Annotated in this window: 21 protein-coding genes; 17 read left to right on the top strand and 4 right to left on the bottom strand. The window is 73.1% G+C overall.

Features of this window, described 5'->3' with window-relative positions; genetic code table 11:
* Window positions 1-60: 60 nt before the first annotated feature.
* The 6 genes from pepN to PVK37_RS31105 all read left to right on the top strand — a co-directional run bounded on the left by pepN (window position 61) and on the right by PVK37_RS31105 (window position 6,633).
* The gene (pepN, locus tag PVK37_RS31130; protein ID WP_275031439.1) at window positions 61-2,577 is read left to right on the top strand and encodes an aminopeptidase N; all 2,517 of its coding nucleotides are present in this window, start codon (window positions 61-63) and stop codon (window positions 2,575-2,577) included.
* Window positions 2,574-3,743, top strand: a complete 1,170-nt coding sequence (locus PVK37_RS31125) for a serine/threonine dehydratase (RefSeq protein ID WP_341483409.1) — start codon at window positions 2,574-2,576, stop codon at window positions 3,741-3,743. Before pepN ends, PVK37_RS31125 begins: the two co-directional genes overlap by 4 nt.
* A 167-nt stretch (window positions 3,744-3,910) precedes the next feature.
* Complete coding sequence (nadD, locus tag PVK37_RS31120) at window positions 3,911-4,504, top strand: nicotinate-nucleotide adenylyltransferase (protein ID WP_275031438.1); 594 nt, start codon at window positions 3,911-3,913, stop codon at window positions 4,502-4,504.
* Window positions 4,505-4,616: 112 nt separating this feature from the next.
* The gene (gene rsfS, locus PVK37_RS31115) at window positions 4,617-5,030 is read left to right on the top strand and encodes a ribosome silencing factor (protein ID WP_275031437.1); all 414 of its coding nucleotides are present in this window, start codon (window positions 4,617-4,619) and stop codon (window positions 5,028-5,030) included.
* Entirely contained in the window at window positions 5,027-5,692 is a 666-nt protein-coding gene (locus PVK37_RS31110; RefSeq protein ID WP_275031436.1) for a histidine phosphatase family protein, read from the top strand. The genes rsfS and PVK37_RS31110 overlap by 4 nt, the downstream gene beginning before the upstream one ends.
* A gap of 86 nt (window positions 5,693-5,778) precedes the next feature.
* Window positions 5,779-6,633 carry a DegV family protein gene (locus PVK37_RS31105; protein ID WP_275031435.1) on the top strand — a complete coding sequence of 285 codons (855 nt, stop codon included), beginning with the start codon at window positions 5,779-5,781 and terminating at the stop codon, window positions 6,631-6,633.
* 97 nt (window positions 6,634-6,730) lie between these two features.
* Here the strand turns inward: PVK37_RS31105 and PVK37_RS31100 are convergent, their stop codons facing one another.
* Complete coding sequence (locus PVK37_RS31100) at window positions 6,731-7,129, bottom strand: RidA family protein (protein WP_275031434.1); 399 nt, start codon at window positions 7,127-7,129, stop codon at window positions 6,731-6,733.
* 396 nt (window positions 7,130-7,525) lie between these two features.
* On the opposite strand from PVK37_RS31100, the gene PVK37_RS31095 reads away from it, so the two are divergent.
* Window positions 7,526-8,584, top strand: a complete 1,059-nt coding sequence (locus PVK37_RS31095) for a ComEA family DNA-binding protein (protein ID WP_275031432.1) — start codon at window positions 7,526-7,528, stop codon at window positions 8,582-8,584.
* Between the two features lie 146 nt (window positions 8,585-8,730).
* Window positions 8,731-11,094, top strand: a complete 2,364-nt coding sequence (locus PVK37_RS31090; RefSeq protein ID WP_275035290.1) for a ComEC/Rec2 family competence protein — start codon at window positions 8,731-8,733, stop codon at window positions 11,092-11,094.
* Here PVK37_RS31090 and PVK37_RS31085 read toward each other — a convergent pair.
* Window positions 11,071-11,886 (bottom strand): inositol monophosphatase family protein, encoded by an 816-nt coding sequence (locus PVK37_RS31085; RefSeq protein ID WP_275031431.1) that lies wholly within the window; start codon window positions 11,884-11,886, stop codon window positions 11,071-11,073. The genes PVK37_RS31090 and PVK37_RS31085 overlap by 24 nt on opposite strands.
* 176 nt (window positions 11,887-12,062) lie before the next feature.
* On the opposite strand from PVK37_RS31085, the gene holA reads away from it, so the two are divergent.
* Both holA and PVK37_RS31075 read left to right on the top strand, forming a co-directional pair.
* Window positions 12,063-13,043: a DNA polymerase III subunit delta gene (gene holA / locus PVK37_RS31080; protein WP_275031430.1), complete on the top strand. Its 981-nt coding sequence runs from the start codon at window positions 12,063-12,065 to the stop codon at window positions 13,041-13,043.
* The gene (locus PVK37_RS31075; protein ID WP_275031429.1) at window positions 13,040-13,585 is read left to right on the top strand and encodes a hypothetical protein; all 546 of its coding nucleotides are present in this window, start codon (window positions 13,040-13,042) and stop codon (window positions 13,583-13,585) included. Before holA ends, PVK37_RS31075 begins: the two co-directional genes overlap by 4 nt.
* Window positions 13,586-13,795: 210 nt before the next feature.
* On the opposite strand, the gene rpsT is transcribed toward PVK37_RS31075, so the two are convergent.
* Together rpsT and PVK37_RS31065 are read right to left on the bottom strand one after the other, a co-directional pair.
* Complete coding sequence (gene rpsT, locus PVK37_RS31070; protein ID WP_275031428.1) at window positions 13,796-14,062, bottom strand: 30S ribosomal protein S20; 267 nt, start codon at window positions 14,060-14,062, stop codon at window positions 13,796-13,798.
* A 221-nt stretch (window positions 14,063-14,283) separates the two neighbouring features.
* Window positions 14,284-15,285: a phosphotransferase family protein gene (locus PVK37_RS31065; RefSeq protein ID WP_275031427.1), complete on the bottom strand. Its 1,002-nt coding sequence runs from the start codon at window positions 15,283-15,285 to the stop codon at window positions 14,284-14,286.
* 54 nt (window positions 15,286-15,339) lie between these two features.
* Here PVK37_RS31065 and PVK37_RS31060 point away from each other — a divergent pair, with 54 nt between their 5' ends.
* The 7 genes from PVK37_RS31060 (at window position 15,340) to PVK37_RS31030 (ending at window position 22,531) form a co-directional block, all read left to right on the top strand.
* On the top strand, window positions 15,340-15,954 hold the full coding sequence (locus PVK37_RS31060) for a DUF4240 domain-containing protein (RefSeq protein ID WP_275031426.1): 615 nt from the start codon (window positions 15,340-15,342) through the stop codon (window positions 15,952-15,954).
* Window positions 15,951-16,487, top strand: coding sequence for a DUF4240 domain-containing protein (locus PVK37_RS31055; RefSeq protein WP_275031425.1), 537 nt, complete (start codon window positions 15,951-15,953; stop codon window positions 16,485-16,487). Before PVK37_RS31060 ends, PVK37_RS31055 begins: the two co-directional genes overlap by 4 nt.
* A 225-nt stretch (window positions 16,488-16,712) precedes the next feature.
* Window positions 16,713-18,590 carry a translation elongation factor 4 gene (gene lepA, locus PVK37_RS31050; RefSeq protein WP_275031424.1) on the top strand — a complete coding sequence of 626 codons (1,878 nt, stop codon included), beginning with the start codon at window positions 16,713-16,715 and terminating at the stop codon, window positions 18,588-18,590.
* Between the two features lie 315 nt (window positions 18,591-18,905).
* Complete coding sequence (locus PVK37_RS31045) at window positions 18,906-19,190, top strand: GlsB/YeaQ/YmgE family stress response membrane protein (RefSeq protein ID WP_275031423.1); 285 nt, start codon at window positions 18,906-18,908, stop codon at window positions 19,188-19,190.
* Between the two features lie 193 nt (window positions 19,191-19,383).
* Window positions 19,384-20,673, top strand: coding sequence for a sugar ABC transporter substrate-binding protein (locus tag PVK37_RS31040; RefSeq protein WP_275031422.1), 1,290 nt, complete (start codon window positions 19,384-19,386; stop codon window positions 20,671-20,673).
* The gene (locus PVK37_RS31035; RefSeq protein WP_275031420.1) at window positions 20,670-21,656 is read left to right on the top strand and encodes a carbohydrate ABC transporter permease; all 987 of its coding nucleotides are present in this window, start codon (window positions 20,670-20,672) and stop codon (window positions 21,654-21,656) included. Before PVK37_RS31040 ends, PVK37_RS31035 begins: the two co-directional genes overlap by 4 nt.
* Window positions 21,656-22,531, top strand: a complete 876-nt coding sequence (locus tag PVK37_RS31030) for a carbohydrate ABC transporter permease (protein WP_275031418.1) — start codon at window positions 21,656-21,658, stop codon at window positions 22,529-22,531. Before PVK37_RS31035 ends, PVK37_RS31030 begins: the two co-directional genes overlap by 1 nt.
* The last annotated feature ends 44 nt before the right edge of the window (window positions 22,532-22,575 follow it).

Raw genomic sequence — 22,575 nt, 5'->3', positions numbered from 1 at the left:
CCTCCACTGCCGAGAGTATTGGGAACGCGGTCCGGTTCCCTCATCGGGCAGGATAAGCGGATGCCGAGCCTGAGTCGTGTAGAGGCGACTGCGCGTGGCGCGTTGATTACCGTCGAGTCGTACCGGGTCGACCTGGACCTGACCGCCGGTGACCGCTTCCGCTCCCACGCCACCGTCGAATTCCGGGCCACCCCCGGAGCTGCCACCTTCGTCGAGGTCAAGCCCGCCCACCTGGTCCGGGTACGCCTCAACGACCGCGATCTGGACCCGGGCCTGCTGGCCGACAACCGGCTTCCGCTGGCCGGGCTGGCCGCCACGAACACGCTGACCGTCGAGGCGGAGATGGCGTACTCGAACACCGGTGAGGGAATGCACCGGTTCGTCGACCCGGTCGACGGCGAGACGTACCTGTACGCGATGTCCTTCCTCGACGACGTGCAGCGGCTCTACGCCGCCTTCGACCAGCCCGACCTGAAGGCCCCGGTGACCCTGTCGGTCACCGCCCCACCGGAGTGGACGGTGGCCGCCAACGGGCTGCTCGCCGCGACCCCCCGCCCCGGGCGCTGGGAGTTCGCGCCGACCGTGCCGCTGTCCACGTACCTGGTCTCGCTGATCGCCGGGCCGTACCATGCCCGGCACGACGAGCACGACGGCATCCCGCTCGGCCTCTACTGTCGGCGGTCCCTCGCCGCGCACCTGGACGCCGACGCCGAGGAGCTGTTCGCGATCACGAAGCAGTGCTTCGACCGGTTCCACGCGATGTTCACCGAGCGGTACCCGTTCGGCAAGTACGACCAGGCGTTCGTGCCGGAGTTCAACGCCGGCGCGATGGAGAACCCGGGCCTGGTGACCCTGCGCGACGACTACGTCTTCCGTTCGGCGGTCACCGACACCCAGCGCGAGCAGCGGGCCACCACGATCGCCCACGAGATGGCACACATGTGGTTCGGCGACCTGGTCACCATGCGCTGGTGGGACGACCTGTGGCTGAACGAGTCGTTCGCCGAGTACCTCGGCACCCGGGTGACCGCCGAGGCGACCCGCTTCGACCGGGCGTGGACCACGTTCGCGATGAAACGCAAGGCCTGGGGGTACGCCGCCGACCAGCGCCCGTCGACCCACCCGGTGGCTCCGGAGGAGGTCGCCGACGCCGCCGAGGGCCTGCTGAACTTCGACGGCATCTCGTACGCCAAGGGCGCCAGCGTGCTGCGGCAACTGGTCGCCTGGCTCGGCGACGAGGCGTTCCTCGCCGGGCTGAACGCGCACTTCGCCGCACACCGGTTCGGCAACGCCACCCTCGCCGACCTGCTGTCCGGTCTCTCCGCCGCCAGCGGCCGGGACGTGACCGACTGGGCGGAGCGCTGGCTGCGCCGGGCCCAGGTGAACACCCTGCGGGCCGAGGTGGCGGTGGACTCCGACGGCCGGTACGCCGAGGTGGCGATCGTGCAGACCGCCCCGGCGACGCATCCGGTACTGCGGCCGCACCGGATCGGGGTGGGGCTGTACTCGACCGACGGCACGCTGCGCCGCCGGGAGGTGGACCTCGACGGCGACCGGAGCGTCCTGGCCGAGCTGACCGGCGAGCCGGCGGCCCGCCTGCTGCTGCCCAACGACGGTGACCTGACCTTCGCCAAGGTCCGGCTCGACCCGGCCTCGGTGGCCGCCGTACCGCTGGTGCTGCCCGGCCTGGCCGACCCGCTGGCCCGCGCGTTGCTGTGGGGCGAGGCGCTGCACGCCGCGACCGACGGGGAGCGACCGGTCACCGAGCTGGTCGCGTTGATCGCGGCGGTGCTGCCCGCCGAGACCGAGGTGGTCATCGCCGAGGACGTGCTGAGCCTCAGCCGGTCCCTGGTCGACCGGTACCTCGACCCGGCCGCCAGGGCGGCGGCGCTGACCGAGGTGGCCGGTGCCTGCGGGAAACTGCTGGTCGGCGCGTCCGCCGGGGGCTCGCTCCAGCTCGCCGCGGCCCGTGGTCTGATCGCCGCGAGCACCGACACCCGGCTGCTCGGCGGTTGGCTGGCCGGGCGGGACGTGCCGGACGGGCTGGCCGTCGACGCGGACCTGCGCTGGCTGCTGCTGCGGCGACTGGTGGTGCTCGGCGCGGCCGGCGAGGCGGAGATCGCCGCCGAGGCGACCGCCGACCCGAGCGCCAAGGGGGCGGAGGAGGCGGCCCGGTGCCGGGCGGCCCGACCCGACCCGGCGGCCAAGCAGGCCGCGTGGGAAGTGGTCAGCCACGACACCGAGCTGTCGAACCGGCTCGTCGAGGCGACCGTGGCCGGTTTCTGGCAGCCGGAGCAGGCCGAGCTGACCGCCCCGTACGTCGAGCGGTACTTCGCCGACATGCCGGCGGCCGCGCGGCGGCGTACCGCCTGGGTGGCCGACGAGGTCGCCCAGCTGGCCTTCCCCCGCTACGCGGTGGCCGCGCGGACCCGGGAGCTGGCCGCGGCGCTGCTGGCCCGGGACGACCTGACGCCCGGGTTGCGGCGGGTGGTCACCGACGCCGACGACGACCTGCGTCGTGCGCTCACGGCCCGGACGACATCGACGGCCGGCGACGGTGGGACGGCCCGGCCGTGACCGACGGCCCGGCCGTGACCGACGGCCCGGCCGTGACCGACGGCCCGGCCGTGACCGACGGCCCGGCCGTGACCGACGGCCCGGCCGTGACCGACGGCCCGGCCGTGACCGACGGCGCGGACGTGACCGGTGGCCGGCGACGGTGGGACGGCCCGGACGACGCCGCCGGCCCGGACGACGTCGGCGTCCGGCGACGCCGGGCTGGCGCGGTGACCGTCACCAGGGACGACGTCGACGCCGCCATGGCCCGGCTCGCCGGTCAGGTGCGCCGGACGCCGGTCCTCGCCGTCGACGCGTCGACCGTCGCCGACGGCCCGTCGTGGGTCACCGGTCCGCTGTGGTTCAAGCTGGAGCTGACCCAGCACACCGGCACGTTCAAGGCCCGGGGCGCGATGAACCGGCTCCGCTCGGCGGCGGAGGCCGGCGAGCTGACCGACGTCGGGGTGGTGGCGGCCTCCGGCGGGAACGCCGGCCTGGCGGTGGCCTGGGCCGCTGCCCGGCTCGGTGTGCCGGCGGAGATCTACCTGCCCACCACGTCCTCGGCGGCCAAGGTCCGCCGGCTGTCCACCCTCGGCGCGCACGTGGTGCAGGTCGGCCGGGAGTACGCCGAGGCGTACGAGGCGGCGACGGAACGGGCCGCCGCGACCGGGGCGGCCTTCTGCCACGCGTACGACCAGCCGGCCATGGTGGCCGGGGCCGGGACGCTCGGGGTGGAGCTGTGGGAGCAGACCGGTGGGGTGGACACCGTCCTGGTTGCGGTGGGCGGCGGCGGGCTGCTGGCCGGGGTGGCCGCCGCCCTGGCCGGACGGGCCCGGCTGGTCGGCGTGGAACCGGTCGGCGCGCCCAGCCTGCACGCCGCCCTGGCTGCCGGTGGGCCGACCGACGTCGCGGTGTCCGGGTTGGCGGCCGACTCGCTCGGGGCACGCCGGCTCGGGCAGATCGCGTACGACGTGGCGGTGCGCTGCGCCGTGACGTCGGTGCTGGTCACCGACGACGACCTGGTAGCCGCCCGACGCTGGCTCTGGGACCGGTACCGGCTGGTGGTGGAGCACGGCGCGGCGGCGGCGCTGGCCGGGCTGCTCGCCGGGGCGTACCGCCCGGAGCCGGGGGAGCGGGTCGCCGTGGTGCTCTGCGGCGCGAACACCGACCCCACCGACCTGGGGTGACCGCCACCTGGGGGGTGACCGGCGGTGGTCGGTGTGACCGCCACCTGGGGGGTGACCGGCGGTGGTCGGTGTGACCGCCACCTGGGAGCGAGCGGCGGTGGTCGGTGTGACCGCTGCCGCACCTCGGGGACCGGTGCGCCCCGGCCGGGCCGGCATACGATCACCGGATGGAGGACGACATCCGGCGGGTCGGGATCATGGGCGGGACCTTCGATCCGATCCACCACGGCCACCTGGTGGCGGCCAGCGAGGTGGCCGACCGGTTCGGGCTGGACGAGGTGGTCTTCGTTCCCACCGGGCAGCCGTGGCAGAAGGCCGACGAGCCGGTCAGCCCGGCCGAGGACCGCTACCTGATGACCGTGATCGCCACCGCCTCCAATCCGCGTTTCCAGGTCAGCCGGGTCGACATCGACCGGGGTGGTCCCACCTACACCGTCGACACCCTGCGTGACCTGCACGCCGAGTACGGCCCGAAGGTGCAGCTGTACTTCATCACCGGCGCGGACGCGCTGGCGCGGATCCTCTCCTGGAAGGACCTGGCCGAGGTGCTGGAGCTGGCCCACTTCATCGGGGTCACCCGGCCCGGCTTCGAACTGTCCGACGAGCATCTGCCGGCCGACTCGGTCAGCCTGGTGCAGGTGCCGGCGATGGCGATCTCGTCCACCGACTGCCGGTCACGGGTCGGCCGGGGCGAGCCGGTGTGGTATCTCGTGCCGGACGGTGTGGTGCAGTACATCGCCAAACGCGGCCTGTACCAGTAGGAAACTCGTCCTGTTCCTCCCGTGTTGCCGGAAAGTCGACCAGAACTGACAAGTCGCTCACCCGCCGCGTGTGAGACGCTAGGAGGATCGCACGGTTGATCGAAGGAGAACGGTGACAGTTTCCGAACGCGCTCACGAGCTGGCGACCGTGGCCGCCCAGGCCGCCGCCGACAAGAAGGCGCAGGACATCGTCATCATCGACGTGGGCGACCAGCTCGCCATCACCGACGCCTTCCTGCTCGCCTCGGCCCCCAACGAGCGCCAGGTGCTCGCCATCGTGGACGCGATCGAGGAGCGGCTGCTCGAGCTGCCGGAGAAGGCCAAGCCGGTCCGGCGGGAGGGCGAGCGGGGCGGGCGCTGGGTACTGCTCGACTACGTCGACATCGTGGTGCACGTCCAGCACACCGAGGAACGCGAGTTCTACGCCCTCGACCGGCTGTGGAAGGACTGCCCGACCATCCCGTTCGTCGACCGGGACCTGGTCGACGCCGACGCCACCGCCGGTTCCGCGGCACCGGCCGAATGACCCGGCTGATCGTCTGGCGGCACGGCAACACCGACTGGAACGCCGGCAGCCGGGTGCAGGGGCAGAGCGACGTACCCCTCAACGACCGGGGCCGGGAGCAGGCCCGCGCCGCCGCGCCGCTGCTCGCCGCGCTCCGCCCGGACGCCATCGTCGCCAGCGACCTCAGCCGGGCCGCCGACACCGCCGCCGCGCTCGCCGCGCTCACCGGGCTGCCGGTACGCACCGACCCGCGGCTACGCGAGCGGTACTACGGCCGGTGGCAGGGGCTGCTCATCACCGAGGTGGCCGAGCGCTTCCCGGCCGAGTACGCCCGCTGGCGGGCCGGTGACCCGGACCCGGGCGCCGAGGTGGAGAGCCTCGACGACCTGGGCAAACGGGTCGGAGCCGGCTTCCAGGCCGCGGCCGACGCCGTGCCGGGCGGCACCGTCGTGGTCGCCACCCACGGCGGCGGGGCCCGGCAGGGCTGCGGTCACCTGCTCGGCTGGGACCATACCGTGCTGCGCACCGTCACCTCACTCGCCAACTGCCACTGGACGGAGCTGCGGCACGACGACGTCCGGGGCTGGCAGTTGCGCGCCCACAACGTCGGCGTGCTCACCGCCCCGGTGCCGGCGGCCGGGCAGGGGATCGCCTTCGCGGCTGCCCCCGGCGAGGCGGTCTGACCCGTACCCCGCCCGTCCGGCGGGCGGGCCCTCGGCGTTCTGGCTGGGCTCGGCGGCCCGGCCGGGTATCGGCTAGCGTGCCGGTCATGCCCGTCGCGGTCGTCACCGACTCCACCGCCTACCTGCCGCCCGAGCTGGTGCGTGCCCACCGGCTGACCGTGGTGCCGCTGACCGTCGTGCTCAACGGCGCGGAGGGGTTGGAGGGGGTCGAGACCCGACCGGACGACGCCGCCCGCGCGCTCGGCGCGCGACGGGTGTCGGTGAGCACCTCCCGACCCGCCCCCGAGCAGTTCGGGCAGACGTACCGTCGGTTGCTGGCCGAGGGGGCCGACGCCGTGCTGTCGGTGCACCTGTCGGCGGAACTCTCCGGCACTGTCGAGGGCGCCCGCGCCGCCGCCGCCGAGCTGGGTGACGACCGGGTCGCCGTGGTGGACAGCCGGTCCGCCGGGATGGGCATCGGGTTCCCGGCCCTCGCCGCCGCCGCAGCCGCCGAGAGGGGCGCGCACCTGCCTGAGGTACGCGACGCCGCACTGGCCGCCGTGCACCGGACGACGATCTTCTTCTACGTCGACACGCTGGAGTTCCTGCGGCGGGGCGGCCGGATCAACGCCGCCGAGGCCCTGCTGGGCACGGCCCTCTCGGTCAAGCCGATCATGCACATGGTGGACGGCGCGATCGCGGTGCGGGACAAGGTCCGTACCGCCAGCCGGGGGGTGGCCCGGCTGACCGACCTCGCGGTGGCGGCGGCCGGTGACGGTGAGGTGGACCTCGCGGTGCACCACCTGGCCGCCCCGCACCGGGCCGAGCAGCTCCTCGACGCCCTGCGCGGCCGGCTCGGTGACCGGGTCCGGGACACGTACCTGACCGAGGCGGGCGCGGTGGTGGCGGCGCACGCCGGGCCGGGGCTGGCGTCTGTGGTGGTGCACCGCCGGCCGACGTGAGCGGGGACCCGTTCCACCGGCTGACGTGAGCAAGGAAGCCGTTCCGCTGGCCGACGGGAGCGGGGGAGCCGTTTCGCTGGCCGGCGTGAGCCGTTCCTCAGGAGGCGGCGGCCGTGGCGGTGATCTCGACCAGTTGGCCCGGATAGCCGAGGCAGGACACGCCGAGCAGGGTGGAGGTGTGCGGCCCTGCGGCCAGCTCGGACTCCCGGACCACCTGCCAGACCTGCCCCAACGGCTCCGGGTCGGAGGCCACCACGTACACCGTGCTGGCGATCACGTCCGACAGTCCGCAGCCGGCGGCCGCCAGGGCCTCCGCCAGGTTGGCGATCACCTGGCCGGCCTGGACGACCGGGTCGTCCGGCCCGACCAGGTTGCCGTCCGCGTCGAGCGGCACCGCCCCGGCGGCGAAGACCAGTCGCGTCCCGGCCTCGACCACCGCGAGGTGCGCGTAGTCCGGCGGCGGGAAGAGACCGGGTACTACCGTGCGCTGCGCCATCGTTGATCCTTCCGGTGGATGGATGTGCTCCCTGCGGGGCGATGCTGACCCGGCTCGCTCGGCCCGTCCAGCCGTTTTCGGCTCCGTACCCGTGGCGGCGGCCGGCATCCGTCCTCGGGCGGCCCCGGGCCGGATCCGGGCGCGTCCGGTCCCATCGGGCCATCCTTGATGTACACGAGATCGGCAAAGGTGTGCTGTCGCGCGCCGGAAGGCCGCAGTGTCGCCGACATCGTGTGGATCAACGGTGGATCACCCCTGACCAGGCGTCGACTCGTTCGACGGGATCACCGCAGCGTCGTCGTACCACATCAGAGCATGATCAGGGCGTTGTCCACAGCGGGCCTGGTTGTCCACAGGTGACCACCCGGGCAGCCGCCGTCCGCCTAGCGTCGCGGCGTGTCCGACGACCAGGAGACCGAGGTACGCCAACGGCTGTGGCGGCTGCTTCCCGTACGCGATGCGGTGCCACGGCTCCGCTCGACGCCTGTCGGGCTTTGGGACGACGGCGCTGATCCCGCCCGATCCCGGGGCGGCGGTGCCGGCCTCGCCGGGACCCGGGGTGACGGGGCCGGCCCGGTCGGGTTCCGGGGTGACGGGGCCGGCCCGGTCGGGTTCCGGGGTGACGGGGCCGGCCCGGTCGGGTTCCGGGGTGACGGGGCCGGCCCGGTCGGGTTCCGGGGTGACGGGGCCGGCCCCGTCGGGTTCCGGGGTGACGGGGCCGACGACCCTGACGGGTCCGAGCCGTCGTCGGTCGTCGCCGGTCCGACTCCGGCAGCCGGGGTCAACCGGTCCCGGCTGCCCGGCCCCGGGCCGTTCGATCCCGGGCGGCGGGGCGTCAAGGCGCTCGCCGTGGTGGCGGTGCTGGTGGTGCTCGGAGCCGGCTTCTGGGCCTGGCGGTCCCGGCCCCGGGTCGAACCGGTGCCCACACCGTCTCTGTCGGCGGTGGGGCCGCTGGCCGACGTGGCCACCGGCCAGCCGGCGACCAGCGGTACGGCCGAGCTGGTGGTGGCGGTCGCCGGTAAGGTGCGCCGTCCCGGGTTGGTCCGGCTGCCGGCCGGTGCCCGGGTGGCCGACGCGATCGAGGCGGCCGGCGGCGCGCAGCCCGGCGTGGACGTCGCGTTGCTCAACCCGGCCCGCAGGGTCGTCGACGGTGAGCTGATCGCGGTCGGCGTCACCCCCGGTCCGGCTGCGGCGGCCCCCGGCGGTCCCGGTGCGGGTGGTCCTGGTGCCGGCGGTCCCGGTGCGCCCGGCGCGGTACCGGGCGGAAAGGTCAACCTGAACACCGCCACCGTGGCGCAACTCGACACCCTGCCCGGCGTGGGCCCGGTGCTCGCCGAACGGATCATCGCCCACCGTGACCAGCAGGGCGGCTTCCGGTCGGTGGGCGACCTGCGCCAGGTCGAGGGCATCGGGGACGCCCGCTACGAGCAGCTCAAGGACCTGGTGACGGTGTGAACGACCGCATCCCCGCCCCGGCTCAGGACCGGCCGTCCGGCGGGCAGCCCTCCGACAGCAAGTCGTCCGGCGGGCAGTCGTCCGACAGCAAGTCGTCCGGCGGGCAGCGGTCCGGCGGGCAACTCTCCGATGGGCAGTCGTCCGACGTGCGACCGCCCGATCTGCGGTTGGCCGGGCTCGCGGTGGCGACCTGGCTGACCGCCCTCGCCGGGCTGCGCCTCTCCGCCCCGGCGAGCCTGCTGTCGGCCGGGGCGGCGGGTCTGTTCGCCGGTCTGCTCGCCGTCCACCTGCTCGGCCGGCTCGGGCGGCCCCGGGAGCCCGTCCGGCGGTACGGCTGGATCGCCGTCGCGGTGCTGCTCGGCGTGGTCTGCGGCGGCGCGGTGACCGCCGCGCGGCTGACCGCCCGCGACGCGGCCGTGATTCGTGCCCTGACCTCGGAGCGCGCGGCGGTCACCGCCGAACTGGTCGTCCGCGACGACCCGCGACCGGTCAAGGGTGTCGTCGGTCGTCCGGCCATGCTGCTGGTCGGCACCGAGCTGGTCGCCCTGACCGGGCCGGACGGGCGGCGGGTCGACGCGTCGGTCCGCACGCTGGTGCTGGCCACCGACCCGGCGTGGCGGCGGCTGCTGCCCGGCCAGCGACTCACCGCCGAGGGGCGGCTCGCCGAGCCCCGGGGCGGTGACCTGACCGGCGCGGTCCTCACCGCCACCGGGCCGCCGCTGCCGGGCGGCGACCCCGGTTGGGCGCAGCGGGCCGCGGGCACGCTCCGCGCCGGGCTGCAACGTGCCTGCGTCCCGCTGCCGGACGCCCAGGGCGGGCTGCTGCCCGGTCTGGTGGTCGGCGACACCAGCCGGTTGCTTCCGGAGGTCGAGGAGGATTTCCGGGCCACCGGCATGACCCACCTCAACGCGGTCTCCGGCTCCAACGTGGCGATCGTGGTGGGCGCGGTGCTGTTGCTCGCCCGCTGGGCGCGTGCCGGCCCCTGGCTGGCGGTCGCGCTGTGTGGGGTGGCCCTGGTCGGCTTCGTCATCCTGGTACGCCCGTCGCCGAGCGTGGTGCGGGCGGCAACCATGGGCGCGATCGGGCTGGCCGCGCTCGCCGCCGGCCGGCCCCGGGCCGCGCTGCCTGCCCTGGCGGCCGCCGTCACCGTGCTGGTGCTGGTCGACCCGGAACTGGCCGGTGACCCGGGGTTCGCGCTCTCCGTGCTGGCCACCGGCGGGCTGCTGCTGCTCGCGCCCCGGTGGCGGGACGGGCTACGGCGGCGCGGGGTGCCGGTCGGGCTGGCCGAGGCCCTGGCGGTGCCGGCCGCCGCCCAACTCGCCTGCGCGCCGGTGGTGGCCGGGCTGTCCGGCACGGTGAGCCTGGTGGCCGTGCCGGCGAACCTGCTCGTGGTGCCGGCGGTCGCGCCGGCCACGGTGCTGGGCGTGGTGGCGGCGGTGCTCTCCCCGGTCTGGCCGGCGGCGGCCGAGTTCACCGCCTGGCTGGCGAGCTGGCCGGCGTGGTGGCTGGTCACCGTCGCCCGGTACGGTGCCCGGCTGCCGGCCGGGAATCTGCCCTGGCCGGGTGGGGTGTCCGGGGCGCTGCTGCTGGCGGCGCTGACCGTGGCGTTGCTGGTCGCCGTCCGTCGACCGGTGGTGCGTCGGCTGGTGACGGTGACGGCGCTCGCTGCGGTGCTGGGCGCGCTTCCGGTTCGGCTGGTGGCGAGCGGCTGGCCGCCGCAGGGCTGGGTGGTGGCGGTGTGCGCGGTCGGCCAGGGCGACCTGGTGGTGCTGCCGGTGGCACCGGGGCGGGCGGTGGTGGTGGACACCGGTCCGGATCCCGGGGCGGCGGACGGCTGCCTGCGCCGGCTCGGCGTCCGGCAGGTGTCGTTGCTGGTGGTGAGCCACTTCCACGTCGATCACACCGGTGGGGTCGCCGGGGTGTTCCGGGGGCGACGGGTGGGATCCGTCGTCGTTCCTCAGTGGCCGGAGCCGGCCGCCGGGCGGGACCTGGTCCGCGCGGCGGCGGTGTTGGCCGGGGTGCCGCTGCTGCCGGTCGCCGCCGGTTGGACGTACCGGTCCGGCGGGGTGGAGTTGGCGCTGCTGGGTCCGCCGTACCCGATGCGGGGCACCCGCTCCGACCCGAACAACAACTCCCTGGTGCTGATCGCCCGGGTGGCCGGGGTGCGGATCCTGCTCGCCGGGGACGCCGAGACCGAGGAACAGCGGGCGGTGCTCGACCGGACACCGGCCGGCGTGCTCGACGTGGACGTGCTGAAGGTCGCCCATCACGGCTCCGCCTACCAGGAGCCGGCCTTCCTCGACGCGGTACGCCCGGCGGTGGCCCTGGTGCCGGTGGGGGCGGGCAACGACTACGGGCACCCGAACCCGGCCGTGCTGGCCCGGCTCGCCCGGGGCGGGGCGCGGGTGCTGCGTACCGACACCGAGGGGGACCTGGCGGTGGTGGTCGTCGGCGGTCGCCTGGCGGTGGTGGCGCGCGGGGGACGGTCAGGGGTGGGTGGTGGTGCCTGATGCGAACTGTCGCTCCACGGCGGCCAGCAGGGTCCGGTGCGTGTCCTGGTCAGCGGCCACGAGCAGCCCGCCCACACCGGTGTGCAGTGGCTGCCCCCGGAGGCCGGTCACCACACACCCGGCCGCCTGACACAGGGCGATGCCGCTGGCGAAGTGCACGCTGTCGTGGAGCTGCCCGTCGGTCAGGTAGGCCGCTCGTCGTCCGGCGGCGACCCAGGCCACCGCCAGGGTGGTGGAGACCACCCGGGGTCGGAACCGAGCCGTGAACTCCGGGTCCGCCAGTAGCTGGACGGCCCGGAAGGCGGAGCTGTTCGGAAAGGGCGGATCAAGATTGGCGTCCACCAGCAACGAGTCGGCCGACGGGGACAGCACCTCGTCCACACCGGCGCGGCGAAGGTGAGCCTGGCCGCCGTCGGTCCAGAACACCTCGCCGCTGAAGGGGGCGACCGAGGCGGCCGCCGTGACGTCGGAGCCGGTACGCAGCGCCACGTTCACCGCGACCAGAGGGGTGCGGGCGGCGAAGTTCAGGGTGCCGCACAGCGGATCGACCAACCAGGTCCGGTCGGCCGTCTCGGTGCCGGTGCGTCCGTTCTCCTCGCCGATGACGGCATCGGCCGGCCGGGCCGCCCGCAGCAGATCGACGATCACCTGCTCGGCCTCGAGATCGGCGGCGGTGGCGAAGTCGAGCGGGGACTTCTGGAAGCGGGTGACCGCCGTCCCGTACCGGGACCGCACGACGGCGGCCCCCGCCTCTGCGGCGGCGATCGCCAGTTCCCCGTCCGTGATCGTCATTCGTCGATGATAGGGCGGTCGGGGTCCGGTGCGGGGTCGACGGACGGCACCCGCGACTCCGGCGAGAAATGTCAGATAGCTACCGCCAGAAGTGTTATGTCTGTATTGCGCAGAGTGCGGGCCGTGCCGTCGCGGTGACGATGAGCAGGCACGATCCGCTTCCGCAGCGTGCGAGTATGGGCGACGTGACCCCCGCCAGTCTCGCTCCCATTCTGCTCGTCCTCGGCGACGAGGAGCTGCTCGCCACGCGCGCCGTTACCGAAGCCGTCACCGAGACCCGGAACGTCGACCCCGACGTGGACGTCCGGGAGTACCAGGCGGGCAGCCTGACCGTCGGCGAGATCGCCGAGATGCTCAGTCCCTCTCTCTTCGGCGGGCGACGGGTGCTGGTGCTGCGGGCCGGGCAGGACGCCCGCAAGGACCTGGTGGCCGCGCTGCTGGCGTACGCGAAGGACCCGGACCCGGAGGTCCGGCTGCTCGTCCTGCACGCCGGCGGGGCCAAGGGCAAGGCGTTCGCCGACGGGCTGCGGGCCGCCGGCGCGACCGTGATCCCGGCGGCCAAACTCAAGGGGGACCGGGAACGGGTGGCCTTCGTCCGGGAGGAGATCCGCCGGGCCGGTGGACGGTGCACCGACGACGCCGCCCACGCGCTGCTCGCCGCCGTCGGCAACGACCTGCGGGAGTTGGCCGCCGCCTGCTCCCAGCTGATGGCCGACACCGACGGCCGGATCACCCCGGACACCGTGGCCCGTTACTACCGGGGACGGGCCGAGGTCAGCGGATTCACCGTCGCCGACGCCGTCATGGTCGGCGACGTGCCCGCCGCGCTGGAGGCGCTGCGCTGGGCCCTGCACGTGGGCGTGGATCCGGTCCCCATCGCGGACGCGCTCGCCGACGGCGTACGGACCGTGGCCCGGGTCGCCTCCGCCGGGCGGGGCAGCCCCTACCAGCTCGCCAGCAGCCTCGGCATGCCCGGCTGGAAGATCGAACGGGCCCAGCGCCAGGCCCGGGGGTGGACCCCGGAAGGGCTGGTACAGGCCATGCGGGTGGCGGCCGACTGCAACGCGGCGGTCAAGGGCGGCGCGGACGACCGGGCGTACGCGCTGGAACGGGCGGTCTTCTCGGTCGCCGCGGCCCGGCAGGGCAGCGCCCGGTGACCGATCCGCCGCGCACCGGCTGGGCGACCCTCGCGGCCGACGAGGAACGCTACCGTCCGCTGTACGCGCGGGTTCTCGGGTTGCGGTTCGTCAACCCGGGCGGGGTGCTCTGTTTCCTCTACTTCGAGGGCGTGATCGCCCTCGCCGCACTTCTCGCCCTCGCCGAGCTGGTCAGCTGGTGGGCGGTGCTGGTGTTACCGGCCACGGTCGCGCTGATGGTGAAGCTCAACGACATGGTCGCCGCGTCGGTGGTCCGTTCCGCCGCGCTCGTCCCCGAGCAGGAGCGGGACCGGTTCCGGCGACAACTGGAGCCGGCCGTCGGGCGGGCCACCGTCCCGTCCCGTACCGCGACCGGTGAGCTGCCTGGCCGTCCCGGACACCCGGGTGGCACCCGCCGCTCCTCGCTGCCGCCCCGTACCGACCGCTCCCCGGCCCCGGCGCCGGCGCGCAACGACCGCCGCCATTCCGACCGTGGTCGGCCCGGACCAGGGGGCCAGGACCCGGTGGCGGGGTACCGCCCGTCCGGCCCGGCCCACCGGTGACGAGCAGGACGGCGGAACGAGCAGGACGCTGGGACGAGCAGGAGGCCGGCAGCTACGGCACCTCGGGCAGCGCGGCGAGCGCCCCCTGGCCGTCCCGCCCACAAGCCGGGTCCCGCTGCCGACCCCGGGCGGCCGGGGAAAGCCTGGAACCCCCGGGGCCGTGGGCCCAGGGGGTTCCGGTCAGGCTCGACGATCGCGGTGTCAGGCGGGTCAGGCTGCGAGGGAGCTGACGCGCTTGGCGATCGAGGACTTGCGGTTGGCGGCCTGGTTGGCGTGGATGACGCCCTTGCTGGCGGCCTTGTCCAGCTTGCGCGAGGCGTCACGCATGAGCGTGGTGGCCTTCTCGGTGTCACCGGCCTCGACGGCCTCGTGGAACTTGCGGATGGCGGTCTTCAGCGACGACTTGACCGACTTGTTACGCAGCCGGCGCTTTTCGTTCTGCCGGTTGCGCTTGATCTGGGACTTGATGTTCGCCACGCGACAGCCTCGTCTTGATAGCTCGGATTTCGGTCTGCTTCGGCGCGCGACGAGCATGCGTCATCGCTGCGCGAAGAGCCAGGTTACCAGGTCCACCCGGACGGGCCAAAAGCAGCCCGGCGACCCCCGTCCGGGAAAGCAGCGACCCCGGCGGAAGAAGCGGTGACCCCGGCCGGGAAGCAGTGACCCCGGCAGGAGAAGCAGCGACCCCGGCCGGCGACTCAGTGCCAGCCCTGCCGGTCGGCGAGCCAGCCGAGGGCCAGCTCACCGCTGTAGCGCTGGTGCGCCCGCAGGTGCCGGGAGGCGGTGCGCGGCGGCGCGTCGGTGGCGGAGAGCGCGTCGGCGGAGGTGAGGAAGTACCCGGACAGCGCGGCCAGGGCGGCGTCCAGGGCGTCCGGGGGCGCGCCGGCCGCCGCCGGATGGTCCGCGAAGAGGGCGTCGACGGCCAGGCCGCTGGCGTACCCGGTGAGCAGCAGGCCGGCCAGGTCGAACCAGGCCGGCCCGTGGCAGAGCCAGGTCCAGTCGCACAGCCACGCGTGGCCCGAACGGTCGATCAGGACGTTGTCCAACCGCAGGTCACCGTGGGTGAGTCCGGTCGTCTCCGCGTACCCGGGCAGCAGTGCCTCCAGCGCGACCAGGTCCGGCAGCCGCGCCGCGACGGCGGGCGGCAGGTCCGGACGGGGCTCCCGGCCGGCGGCCACCTCCCGCCACCAGGACAGGTCGTCGCGGGCCAGGTCGGTCAGCCGGGGCAGGCCCAGCTCGACCAGCGCGGCCGGGGGCGTGGCCAGGGCGGTGACGACCTCGGCGTACGCGGTGAGGGTGGCGGCCAGGTCGTCGGGGGGCCAGGGCAGCCGGGGGATCCGCCCGTCGACGGCGTCCAGGCCGAGCGCGAACCAGCCGGCCGCGTACAGGGTCCAGCGGGGCCGGGGCGCGGGCAGTCCGGCGGGCAGCCGGTCCAGGATCGCGGCTTCCCGGGCGTACCAGTCGACCAGTTGGGGCTGCCGGTCCACCGGGGCCGCCTTGACGAACACCGTGCCGCCCTCGGCGGTGCCGAGCACCCCGGCGAAACCCCTGGTGAAACCGGCCGGGGCGACCCGGGCCGACCGGACCGGCCCGCCGAGCCGCTCCTCGACCGCGGTACGCAGTCCGGCCGGCAGCGTCTCCCAGGCCGGCCGGTCGGCGGTGGCGTGGTACGGCACCGGGGGCAACGAGACGGCGGGCACCGGTCCATCATGCCGCCGGTGGGGTTGTCGTACCGCGCCGGCATACTCCGGCCCGTGCTAGCTCTTGACGACTTCTGGTCCCTGGTGGAGGGCTCCGCGGCGGCCACCGACCACCCGGACGGGCGGTTGGCCTGGCTGACCGACCAGCTCGCCGCCCGGCCGGCCCCGGAGGTGGTCGACTTCGCCGTCCGGCTGGACGAGGTGCGCCGCCGGGCCGACACCTGGGCGCTCTGGGACGCCGCCCTGCGGATCTGCGGCGGCCTCTGCTCCGACGACGGATTCCACTACTTCCAGGCGTGGCTGGTGGGGCTCGGTCGGCAGACCTTCGAGCGGGTGGTCGCCGACCCGGACGCGCTCGCCGACGTGCCGCAGGTACGCCGACTCGCCGGCCGGCGCACCGCCGACTGGGCCGACGAGGAGTGGCCGGACTGGGAGTGCCTGGACTACGTGGCCCGTACCGCGTACGAGCGGCTCACCCGGGAGCCGGACGGGCTGGACGGGGCGGTCGACGCGCGCGGTGTCGAGCGGAGTTTCTCGCCCGACCCGCCGGGCGAGGCGGAGGACCTGCGGGACCCGGCCGCGTTCGCCCGCCGGTTCCCGCGGCTCGCCGAGCTGTTCCCCGTCAACCGGTCGGTGACCGGCCCGTTCTGTCAGACTGCCACCCCATGAGGACCGACGACTTCTGGCAGTTGATCGACCAGGCGCGGGCGGGCGCGCCGGGGGACGCCGACGCGGTCGCCGCCCGCGCGGTCGAGCTGCTCGCCGACCGGGATCCGGCGGACATCGTCGGGTACGCCCGTCACCAGCAGCGGGTGCTCGCCGCCTCCTACCGGGTCGACCTGTGGGGCGCGGCGTACCTGATCAACGGGGGTGCCTCGGACGACGGCTTCGAGTACTTCCGGGGTTGGTTGATGACCCAGGGCCGGGCGGTGTTCGCCGGGGCGGTCGCCGACCCGGACTCGCTGGCCGAGCTGCCGCGGGTCCGGTCCGCCGCGCTCAGCGGCGAGGAGTTCGAGTGCGAGGACATGCTGGCGGTGCCGTGGGACGCGTACCGGAAGGCGACCGCGACGGACCTGCCGGCGGAGCGTGACCCGGTCCGCCCGCCGGACCTGAACGACTTCTGGGACTTCGACGACGAGGAGGAGGCCCGCCGTCGGCTGCCCCGACTGGCCGCCCTCTTCGTGGAGCCGCCCGTCGAGTGACCCGACCCGTCCGCCGCCGGTCTGCTCCGGCCCTCTCCGGACCCGTCGCCCGTCCGCCGCCGGCTCTCCGGTCCGCCGTCCGCCGCCGGTCCGCGGCCCTGCCGCCGGGTGTCCTCGCCCGTGGCGTGGAGAGCGCTCCGATCGGGTCCGGGGGGACGTGGGAGCATAGAGGGGGCCGGCGGTACCGCCGGCCTGCCCACGTCACGCCGACCAGAACGGACCGCTGTGCCACCGACGCTCGATTCCGGCGCGAACGCTCCTGGTGCCACCGACCCGGGGCGGATCAGGAACTTCTGCATCATCGCCCACATCGACCACGGCAAGTCGACCCTGGCCGACCGGATGTTGCAGCTCACCGGGGTGGTCGATCCACGGCAGATGCGTGCCCAGTACCTCGACCGGATGGACATCGAGCGTGAGCGGGGCATCACGATCAAGAGCCAGGCCGTCCGGATGCCGTGGACGATCCGGGAGGGCGACCAGGCCGGCGAGCACGCCGTGCTCAACATGATCGACACCCCGGGGCACGTCGACTTCACGTACGAGGTGTCCCGGTCGCTGGCCGCCTGCGAGGGTGCCGTGCTGCTGGTCGACGCCGCGCAGGGCATCGAGGCGCAGACCCTGGCGAACCTCTACCTGGCGCTCGAGAACGACCTGCACGTCATCCCGGTGCTCAACAAGATCGACCTGCCGGCCGCCCAGCCGGAGAAGTACGCCGAGGAACTGGCCCACCTGATCGGCTGCCAGCCGGAGGACTGCATCCGGGTCTCCGGCAAGACCGGTGACGGGGTGCCGTACCTGCTCGACGAGATCGTCCGGCAGTTCAAGCCGCCGGTCGGCGTGGCCGACGCGCCGGCCCGCGCGATGATCTTCGACTCGGTGTACGACGTGTACCGGGGCGTGGTCACCTACGTCCGGGTGATCGACGGCCGGATCAGCGCCCGGGACCGGATCAAGATGATGTCCACCGGCGCGGTGCACGAGCTGCTGGAGATCGGGGTGATCTCTCCGGAGATGCAGAAGGCCGACGCGCTCGGGGTCGGTGAGGTGGGGTATCTGATCACCGGGGTGAAGGACGTCCGGCAGTCCCGGGTGGGTGACACGGTCACCATCAACTCGCGGCCGGCGACCGAGGCGCTCGGCGGGTACAAGGACCCGAAGCCGATGGTCTACTCGGGCCTCTATCCGATCGACGGCTCGGACTACCCGAACCTGCGGGACGCGCTGGACAAGCTCAAGCTCAACGACGCCGCGCTGACGTACGAGCCGGAGACCTCGGGCGCGCTCGGCTTCGGCTTCCGCTGCGGCTTCCTGGGCCTGCTCCACCTGGAGATCATCCGGGAGCGGCTGGAGCGCGAGTTCAACCTCGACCTGATCTCCACCGCGCCGAACGTGGTGTACCGCGCCATCCAGGAGGACGGCGTGGAGGTGGTGGTCACCAACCCGAGCGAGTACCCCACCGGCAAGATCGCCGAGGTGTACGAGCCGACGGTGCGGGCCACCGTGCTCACCCCGAACGACTACGTCGGCGCGGTGATGGAGCTGTGCCAGGGCCGCCGGGGCAACCTGCTCGGCATGGACTACCTCTCCGCCGACCGGGTGGAGCTGCGCTACACGCTGCCCCTGGCGGAGATCATCTTCGACTTCTTCGACCAGCTCAAGAGCCGGACCAAGGGGTACGCCTCGCTGGACTACGAGCCCTCCGGCGAGCAGGCGTCCGAACTGGTGAAGGTGGACATCCTCCTGCACGGCGAGCCGGTCGACGCGTTCAGCGCGATCGTGCACAAGGACAAGGCGTACAACTACGGGGTCACCATCGCGGCGAAGCTGCGCAACCTGATCCCGCGCCAGCAGTTCGAGGTGCCGATCCAGGCGGCCATCGGTAGCCGGGTGATCGCCCGGGAGACGATCCGGGCGATCCGTAAGGACGTGCTCGCCAAGTGCTACGGCGGTGACATCAGCCGGAAGCGCAAGCTGCTGGAGAAGCAGAAGGAGGGCAAGAAGCGGATGAAGATGGTCGGCCGGGTGGAGGTACCCCAGGAGGCCTTCATCGCCGCGCTCTCCTCCGACTCCGGCGACGGCAAGGCCGCCGGGAAGAAGTAGCCCCGGCGGCGGTCACCCTCCGTGTCGAAAGATCGAGCCCGGTGCGGCTCGGTCGGAGCGCTCCCACGGGCCGTCTGGTCCGGCGCCCCGCGTACCGAAGAATTTTTCCGGACGCGGCCAGTGCCCGGCCGGGCGGCCCTTTGCTGCTCTGACCTGCGGTTTCGAATCTCTCTCAGCCGGTTCTCAGCCTTCCGGTCGGCACCCTGTGGGGCCGGATGTCCGGTTGCGTCGGTTTGAGATTTCGCCCCCTCGGGAACTTAGCGGTCACCACAGGAACGACACACCTAGTGACACACTTTGAGGAGGAGGGCGACCGTGGAGCTCACCGTCTGGGGAATCATCACTGCGCTCATCGTTGGTCTCATCGTCGGCGCGCTCGGCCGTCTGGTCGTCCCGGGCCGGCAGAACATGCCGATCTGGCTGCACATGCTGATCGGTGTCGGTGCCGCGCTGCTGGGCACGATCGTGGCCCGCGCCGCCGGGTTCGCCACCACCGCCGGCATCGACTGGCGGGAGCTGCTGCTCCAGGTCGCCTTCGCCGCCATCGCCGTGGCGCTGGTCGCCGGTGTCGGACGTCGCCGCCACGTCACCCACCGGTAACAGCCTCGCATCACCCGTGAAGGGGTCCCCGGCCGATCGGCCGGGGACCCCTTCCGGCTGTTGTACGGTCGCCTCGCAGCGGGCGTGCTCCGCCAGGCCGGACCTCTCGGGCACCACCCCTGTCGTAAAAGAATTTTACCGGCTAAGGTGCGGCGGAGAAGGTTACTGCCAGACGGCGCGAGGGAGATATGGCGTGAACAGGTGGAAGCGGCTGGCTCCGGTCACCGCCGTCGTGGCCTCGGCCGCGATGCTGATCGCCGGTTGTGGCGGCTCCGACGACACCGAGGCTGCCGACAACAGCAAGCTGACGGTCTGGATGATGGGCGAGGGAAGCGAGGCGCAGACCGCCTTCCTCGACGGCGTCGAGGCCGAGTTCAAGAAGAAGCACCCCGAGACCGACGTGGTGGTCCAGTACATCCCGTGGCTCGAGGCGCCGAAGAAGTTCCAGGCCGCCCTCGCCGGCGGTGAGGGCCCGGACATCACCGAGCTGGGCAACACCGAGACCCAGGGCTGGGCGGCGCAGGAGGCGCTGGCCGACATCAGCGGCCGGATGGACGGCTGGGCCGACGGCAAGGACATCCTGCCCGACCTGGTACGCAACGCCCAGCTCGACGGCAAGCAGTACGGCGTCCCCTGGTACGCGGGCGTGCGGGCCATCTACTACCGCACCGACTGGTTCGCCGAGGCCGGCGTCAAGCCGCCGACGAACTGGGACGAGTTGGTCGCCGCCGCCAAGGCGGTCCAGGCCAAGAAGCCGGGCACCTACGGCCTCGCCCTGCCCGGCAACTCCGAGCTGCCGTTCTACTCCTTCCTGTGGAGCACCGGCGCGGAGATCGCCACCAAGGAGGGCGACACCTGGAAGTCCGGCTACAACACGCCGCAGGCCCAGCAGGCGGTCAAGTTCTGGACCGACCTGGTGACCGTGCACAAGGTCGCCCCGCCGGCCGCCGCCGGCTGGAACGAGATCGACGCCCGGACGCAGTTCGCCACCGGCAAGGCGGCGATGGCCTTCGCCGGTAGCTGGCAGCAGGGCGCGATCAAGAAGGACAACCCCGAGATCGAGAAGGTCTGGGGCACGTTCCCGATCCCCGGCCCGGACGGCAAGCCCGCCCCCGCCTTCGCCGGTGGCTCCGACCTTGCGCTCTGGCAGGACAGCGAGCGCAAGGACCTCGCCTGGGACTACCTCACCGTGCTGCTGAACAAGAAGAACGCCAAGACGTTCGCCGACAGCCTCGGCTTCTTCCCGGTCTACTCCGACCTGGTGCAGGGCGGTGGGTACGCCGACGACAAGGTGATGGCCGCGTTCGCCACCACGTTGCAGAACACGAAGCTCACCCCGCTCACCCCGAAGTGGGTGGAGGTCAGCCGGACCAAGACCACCACCCAGGCGATGAACAGCTCGGTGATCAAGGGCCAGAAGACGGTGGAGCAGGCCACCGCCGACGCGGCCGCCGAGATGGAAAGCATCCTCAACGCCAAGTGAGCACCCTGACCGACACACCGAAGGCCGCCGCCGACGCGGGGGAGACCCCCGCGCGGCGGCGGCCCCGGGTGGACCGCCTGCCGTACCTGCTGCTCCTGCCCTGCCTGGCGATCATCGGCGTGCTGCTGCTCTGGCCGCTCGGCCAGGTCGTGTGGATGTCGTTCCACCGGCTCAACAACGTCCGCCAACTCCGCGGTGACCGCGCGTGGCCGTGGGTCGGGCTGGACAACTACGTCCAGATCCTCAGTGACCCGTTCTTCCGGACGGTGCTGCGCAACACCGTGCTCTTCGCCGCGGCCAACGTGGTCCTCACCATGATCCTCGGCACCCTGGTCGGGCTGCTGCTCAACCGGCTGAGCAAGCGGATGGCGACCTTCGTCGCCAGTTGCGTGATGCTCGCCTGGGCGACCCCGGCGCTGACCGGCACCATCGTCTGGAAGTGGATCTTCGACGACACCAGTGGGCTGGTCACCTGGCTGTTCAACGCCCTGCCCGACGGGCTGTCCCAGGCGCTGTTCGGCCGCACCGACTGGACCGGCTACGGCTGGTTCAACTCGCCGCTGCTCTTCTTCACCATCCTCACCCTGGTGGTGGTCTGGCACTCGTTCCCGTTCATCGCGGTCAGCGTGCTCGCCGGGCTGAAGAGCGTACCGAGCGAACTGCACGAGGCGGCCCGGGTGGACGGGGCCGGACCGTGGCGGGTCTTCTGGAAGGTCACCTTCCCGCTGCTCCGACCGGTGTTCGGCATCCTGATCGTGCTCTCCACCATCTGGGACTTCAAGGTCTTCACCCAGCAGTTCGTGCTGGCCGGCGGCACCCAGGACCGGCCGACCTTCATGCTCTCCATCTACTCGTACGCGGAGGCGTTCTCGCCGCCGCCGAAGTACGGTCTCGGCGCGGCCATCGCGGTGATCCTGACCCTGATCCTGCTCGTGGTCACCGGCCTCTACGTCCGCATGGTGCTCAAGCAGGAGGAGGAGTGATGGCCGGCACGACGGCGCCGCGTGCGTCCCGCCGGCGGCGGCCCGCCGGACGGATCGCCCTCAACACGGCCGGGCTGCTGGTGGCGGCCTTCGCGGCCTTCCCGGTCTACTGGATGATCGCCACGTCGCTGAAGCCCAACCAGGAGATCTTCTCGTCGACGCCCCGCCCGGTGCCGGCCGAACCGACCCTCCAGCACTACCGGGACATCCTCACCGGCAACCTCATCCCGGGCGTCAGCTTCGCGGACTTCTTCCTCAACAGCGTCCTGGTCGCCGGGGCGACGGTGCTGCTCAGCGGGCTGGTCGCGTTGCTCGCCGCGACCGCGGTGGCCCGGTTCCGGTTCAAACTCCGGACCAGTTTCCTGATCATGCTGCTGATCGTGCAGATGATTCCGCTGGAGGCGCTGGTCATTCCGCTGTTCCTGATGATCCAGCGACTCGGGCTCTACAACACCCTGCCCAGCCTGATCCTCACCTATCTGGGCTTCTCGCTGCCGTTCGCGGTGTGGATGCTGCGCGGCTTCGTGGCCGCCGTACCGAAGGAACTGGAGGAGGCGGCGGCGATCGACGGCGCCAGCCGGGCGCAGATCTTCCGGAAGGTCCTCTTCCCGCTGGTCGCGCCCGGCCTGGTGGCGACGAGCATCTTCTCGTTCATCACCGCCTGGAACGAACTGATCTTCGCGTTGACCTTCATCAACGACCAGGACCGGTACACCCTCCCGGTCGCGATGACGTTCTTCTTCGGTCGCGACGACACCGCGTGGGGGCCGGTGATGGCCGCCTCCACCATCTTCACCCTGCCGGTGATCGTGTTCTTCCTGCTGGTCCAGCGCCGGATGGTGTCCGGCCTGGTGGCGGGGGCCGTCAAGGGCTGACGTCCGGTGGTACGGGCCCCGGCCGGCGACCCGCCGGCCGGGGC

The organism is Micromonospora cathayae (assembly GCF_028993575.1).
In the GTDB taxonomy this organism is placed as follows: Bacteria; Actinomycetota; Actinomycetes; order Mycobacteriales; family Micromonosporaceae; genus Micromonospora; species Micromonospora cathayae.
This window is presented reverse-complemented; position numbering and strand designations above follow the sequence as displayed.

Coding starts and splice junctions, on each gene's coding strand:
- pepN (WP_275031439.1), top strand. CDS start 61: ATGCCGAGCCTGAGTCGTGTAGAGGCGACTGCGCGTGGCGCGTTGATT.
- nadD (WP_275031438.1), top strand. CDS start 3,911: ATGGAGGACGACATCCGGCGGGTCGGGATCATGGGCGGGACCTTCGAT.
- PVK37_RS31110 (WP_275031436.1), top strand. CDS start 5,027: ATGACCCGGCTGATCGTCTGGCGGCACGGCAACACCGACTGGAACGCC.
- PVK37_RS31105 (WP_275031435.1), top strand. CDS start 5,779: ATGCCCGTCGCGGTCGTCACCGACTCCACCGCCTACCTGCCGCCCGAG.
- PVK37_RS31100 (WP_275031434.1), bottom strand. CDS start 7,129: ATGGCGCAGCGCACGGTAGTACCCGGTCTCTTCCCGCCGCCGGACTAC.
- PVK37_RS31085 (WP_275031431.1), bottom strand. CDS start 11,886: ATGACGATCACGGACGGGGAACTGGCGATCGCCGCCGCAGAGGCGGGG.
- holA (WP_275031430.1), top strand. CDS start 12,063: ATGGGCGACGTGACCCCCGCCAGTCTCGCTCCCATTCTGCTCGTCCTC.
- PVK37_RS31055 (WP_275031425.1), top strand. CDS start 15,951: ATGAGGACCGACGACTTCTGGCAGTTGATCGACCAGGCGCGGGCGGGC.
- PVK37_RS31030 (WP_275031418.1), top strand. CDS start 21,656: ATGGCCGGCACGACGGCGCCGCGTGCGTCCCGCCGGCGGCGGCCCGCC.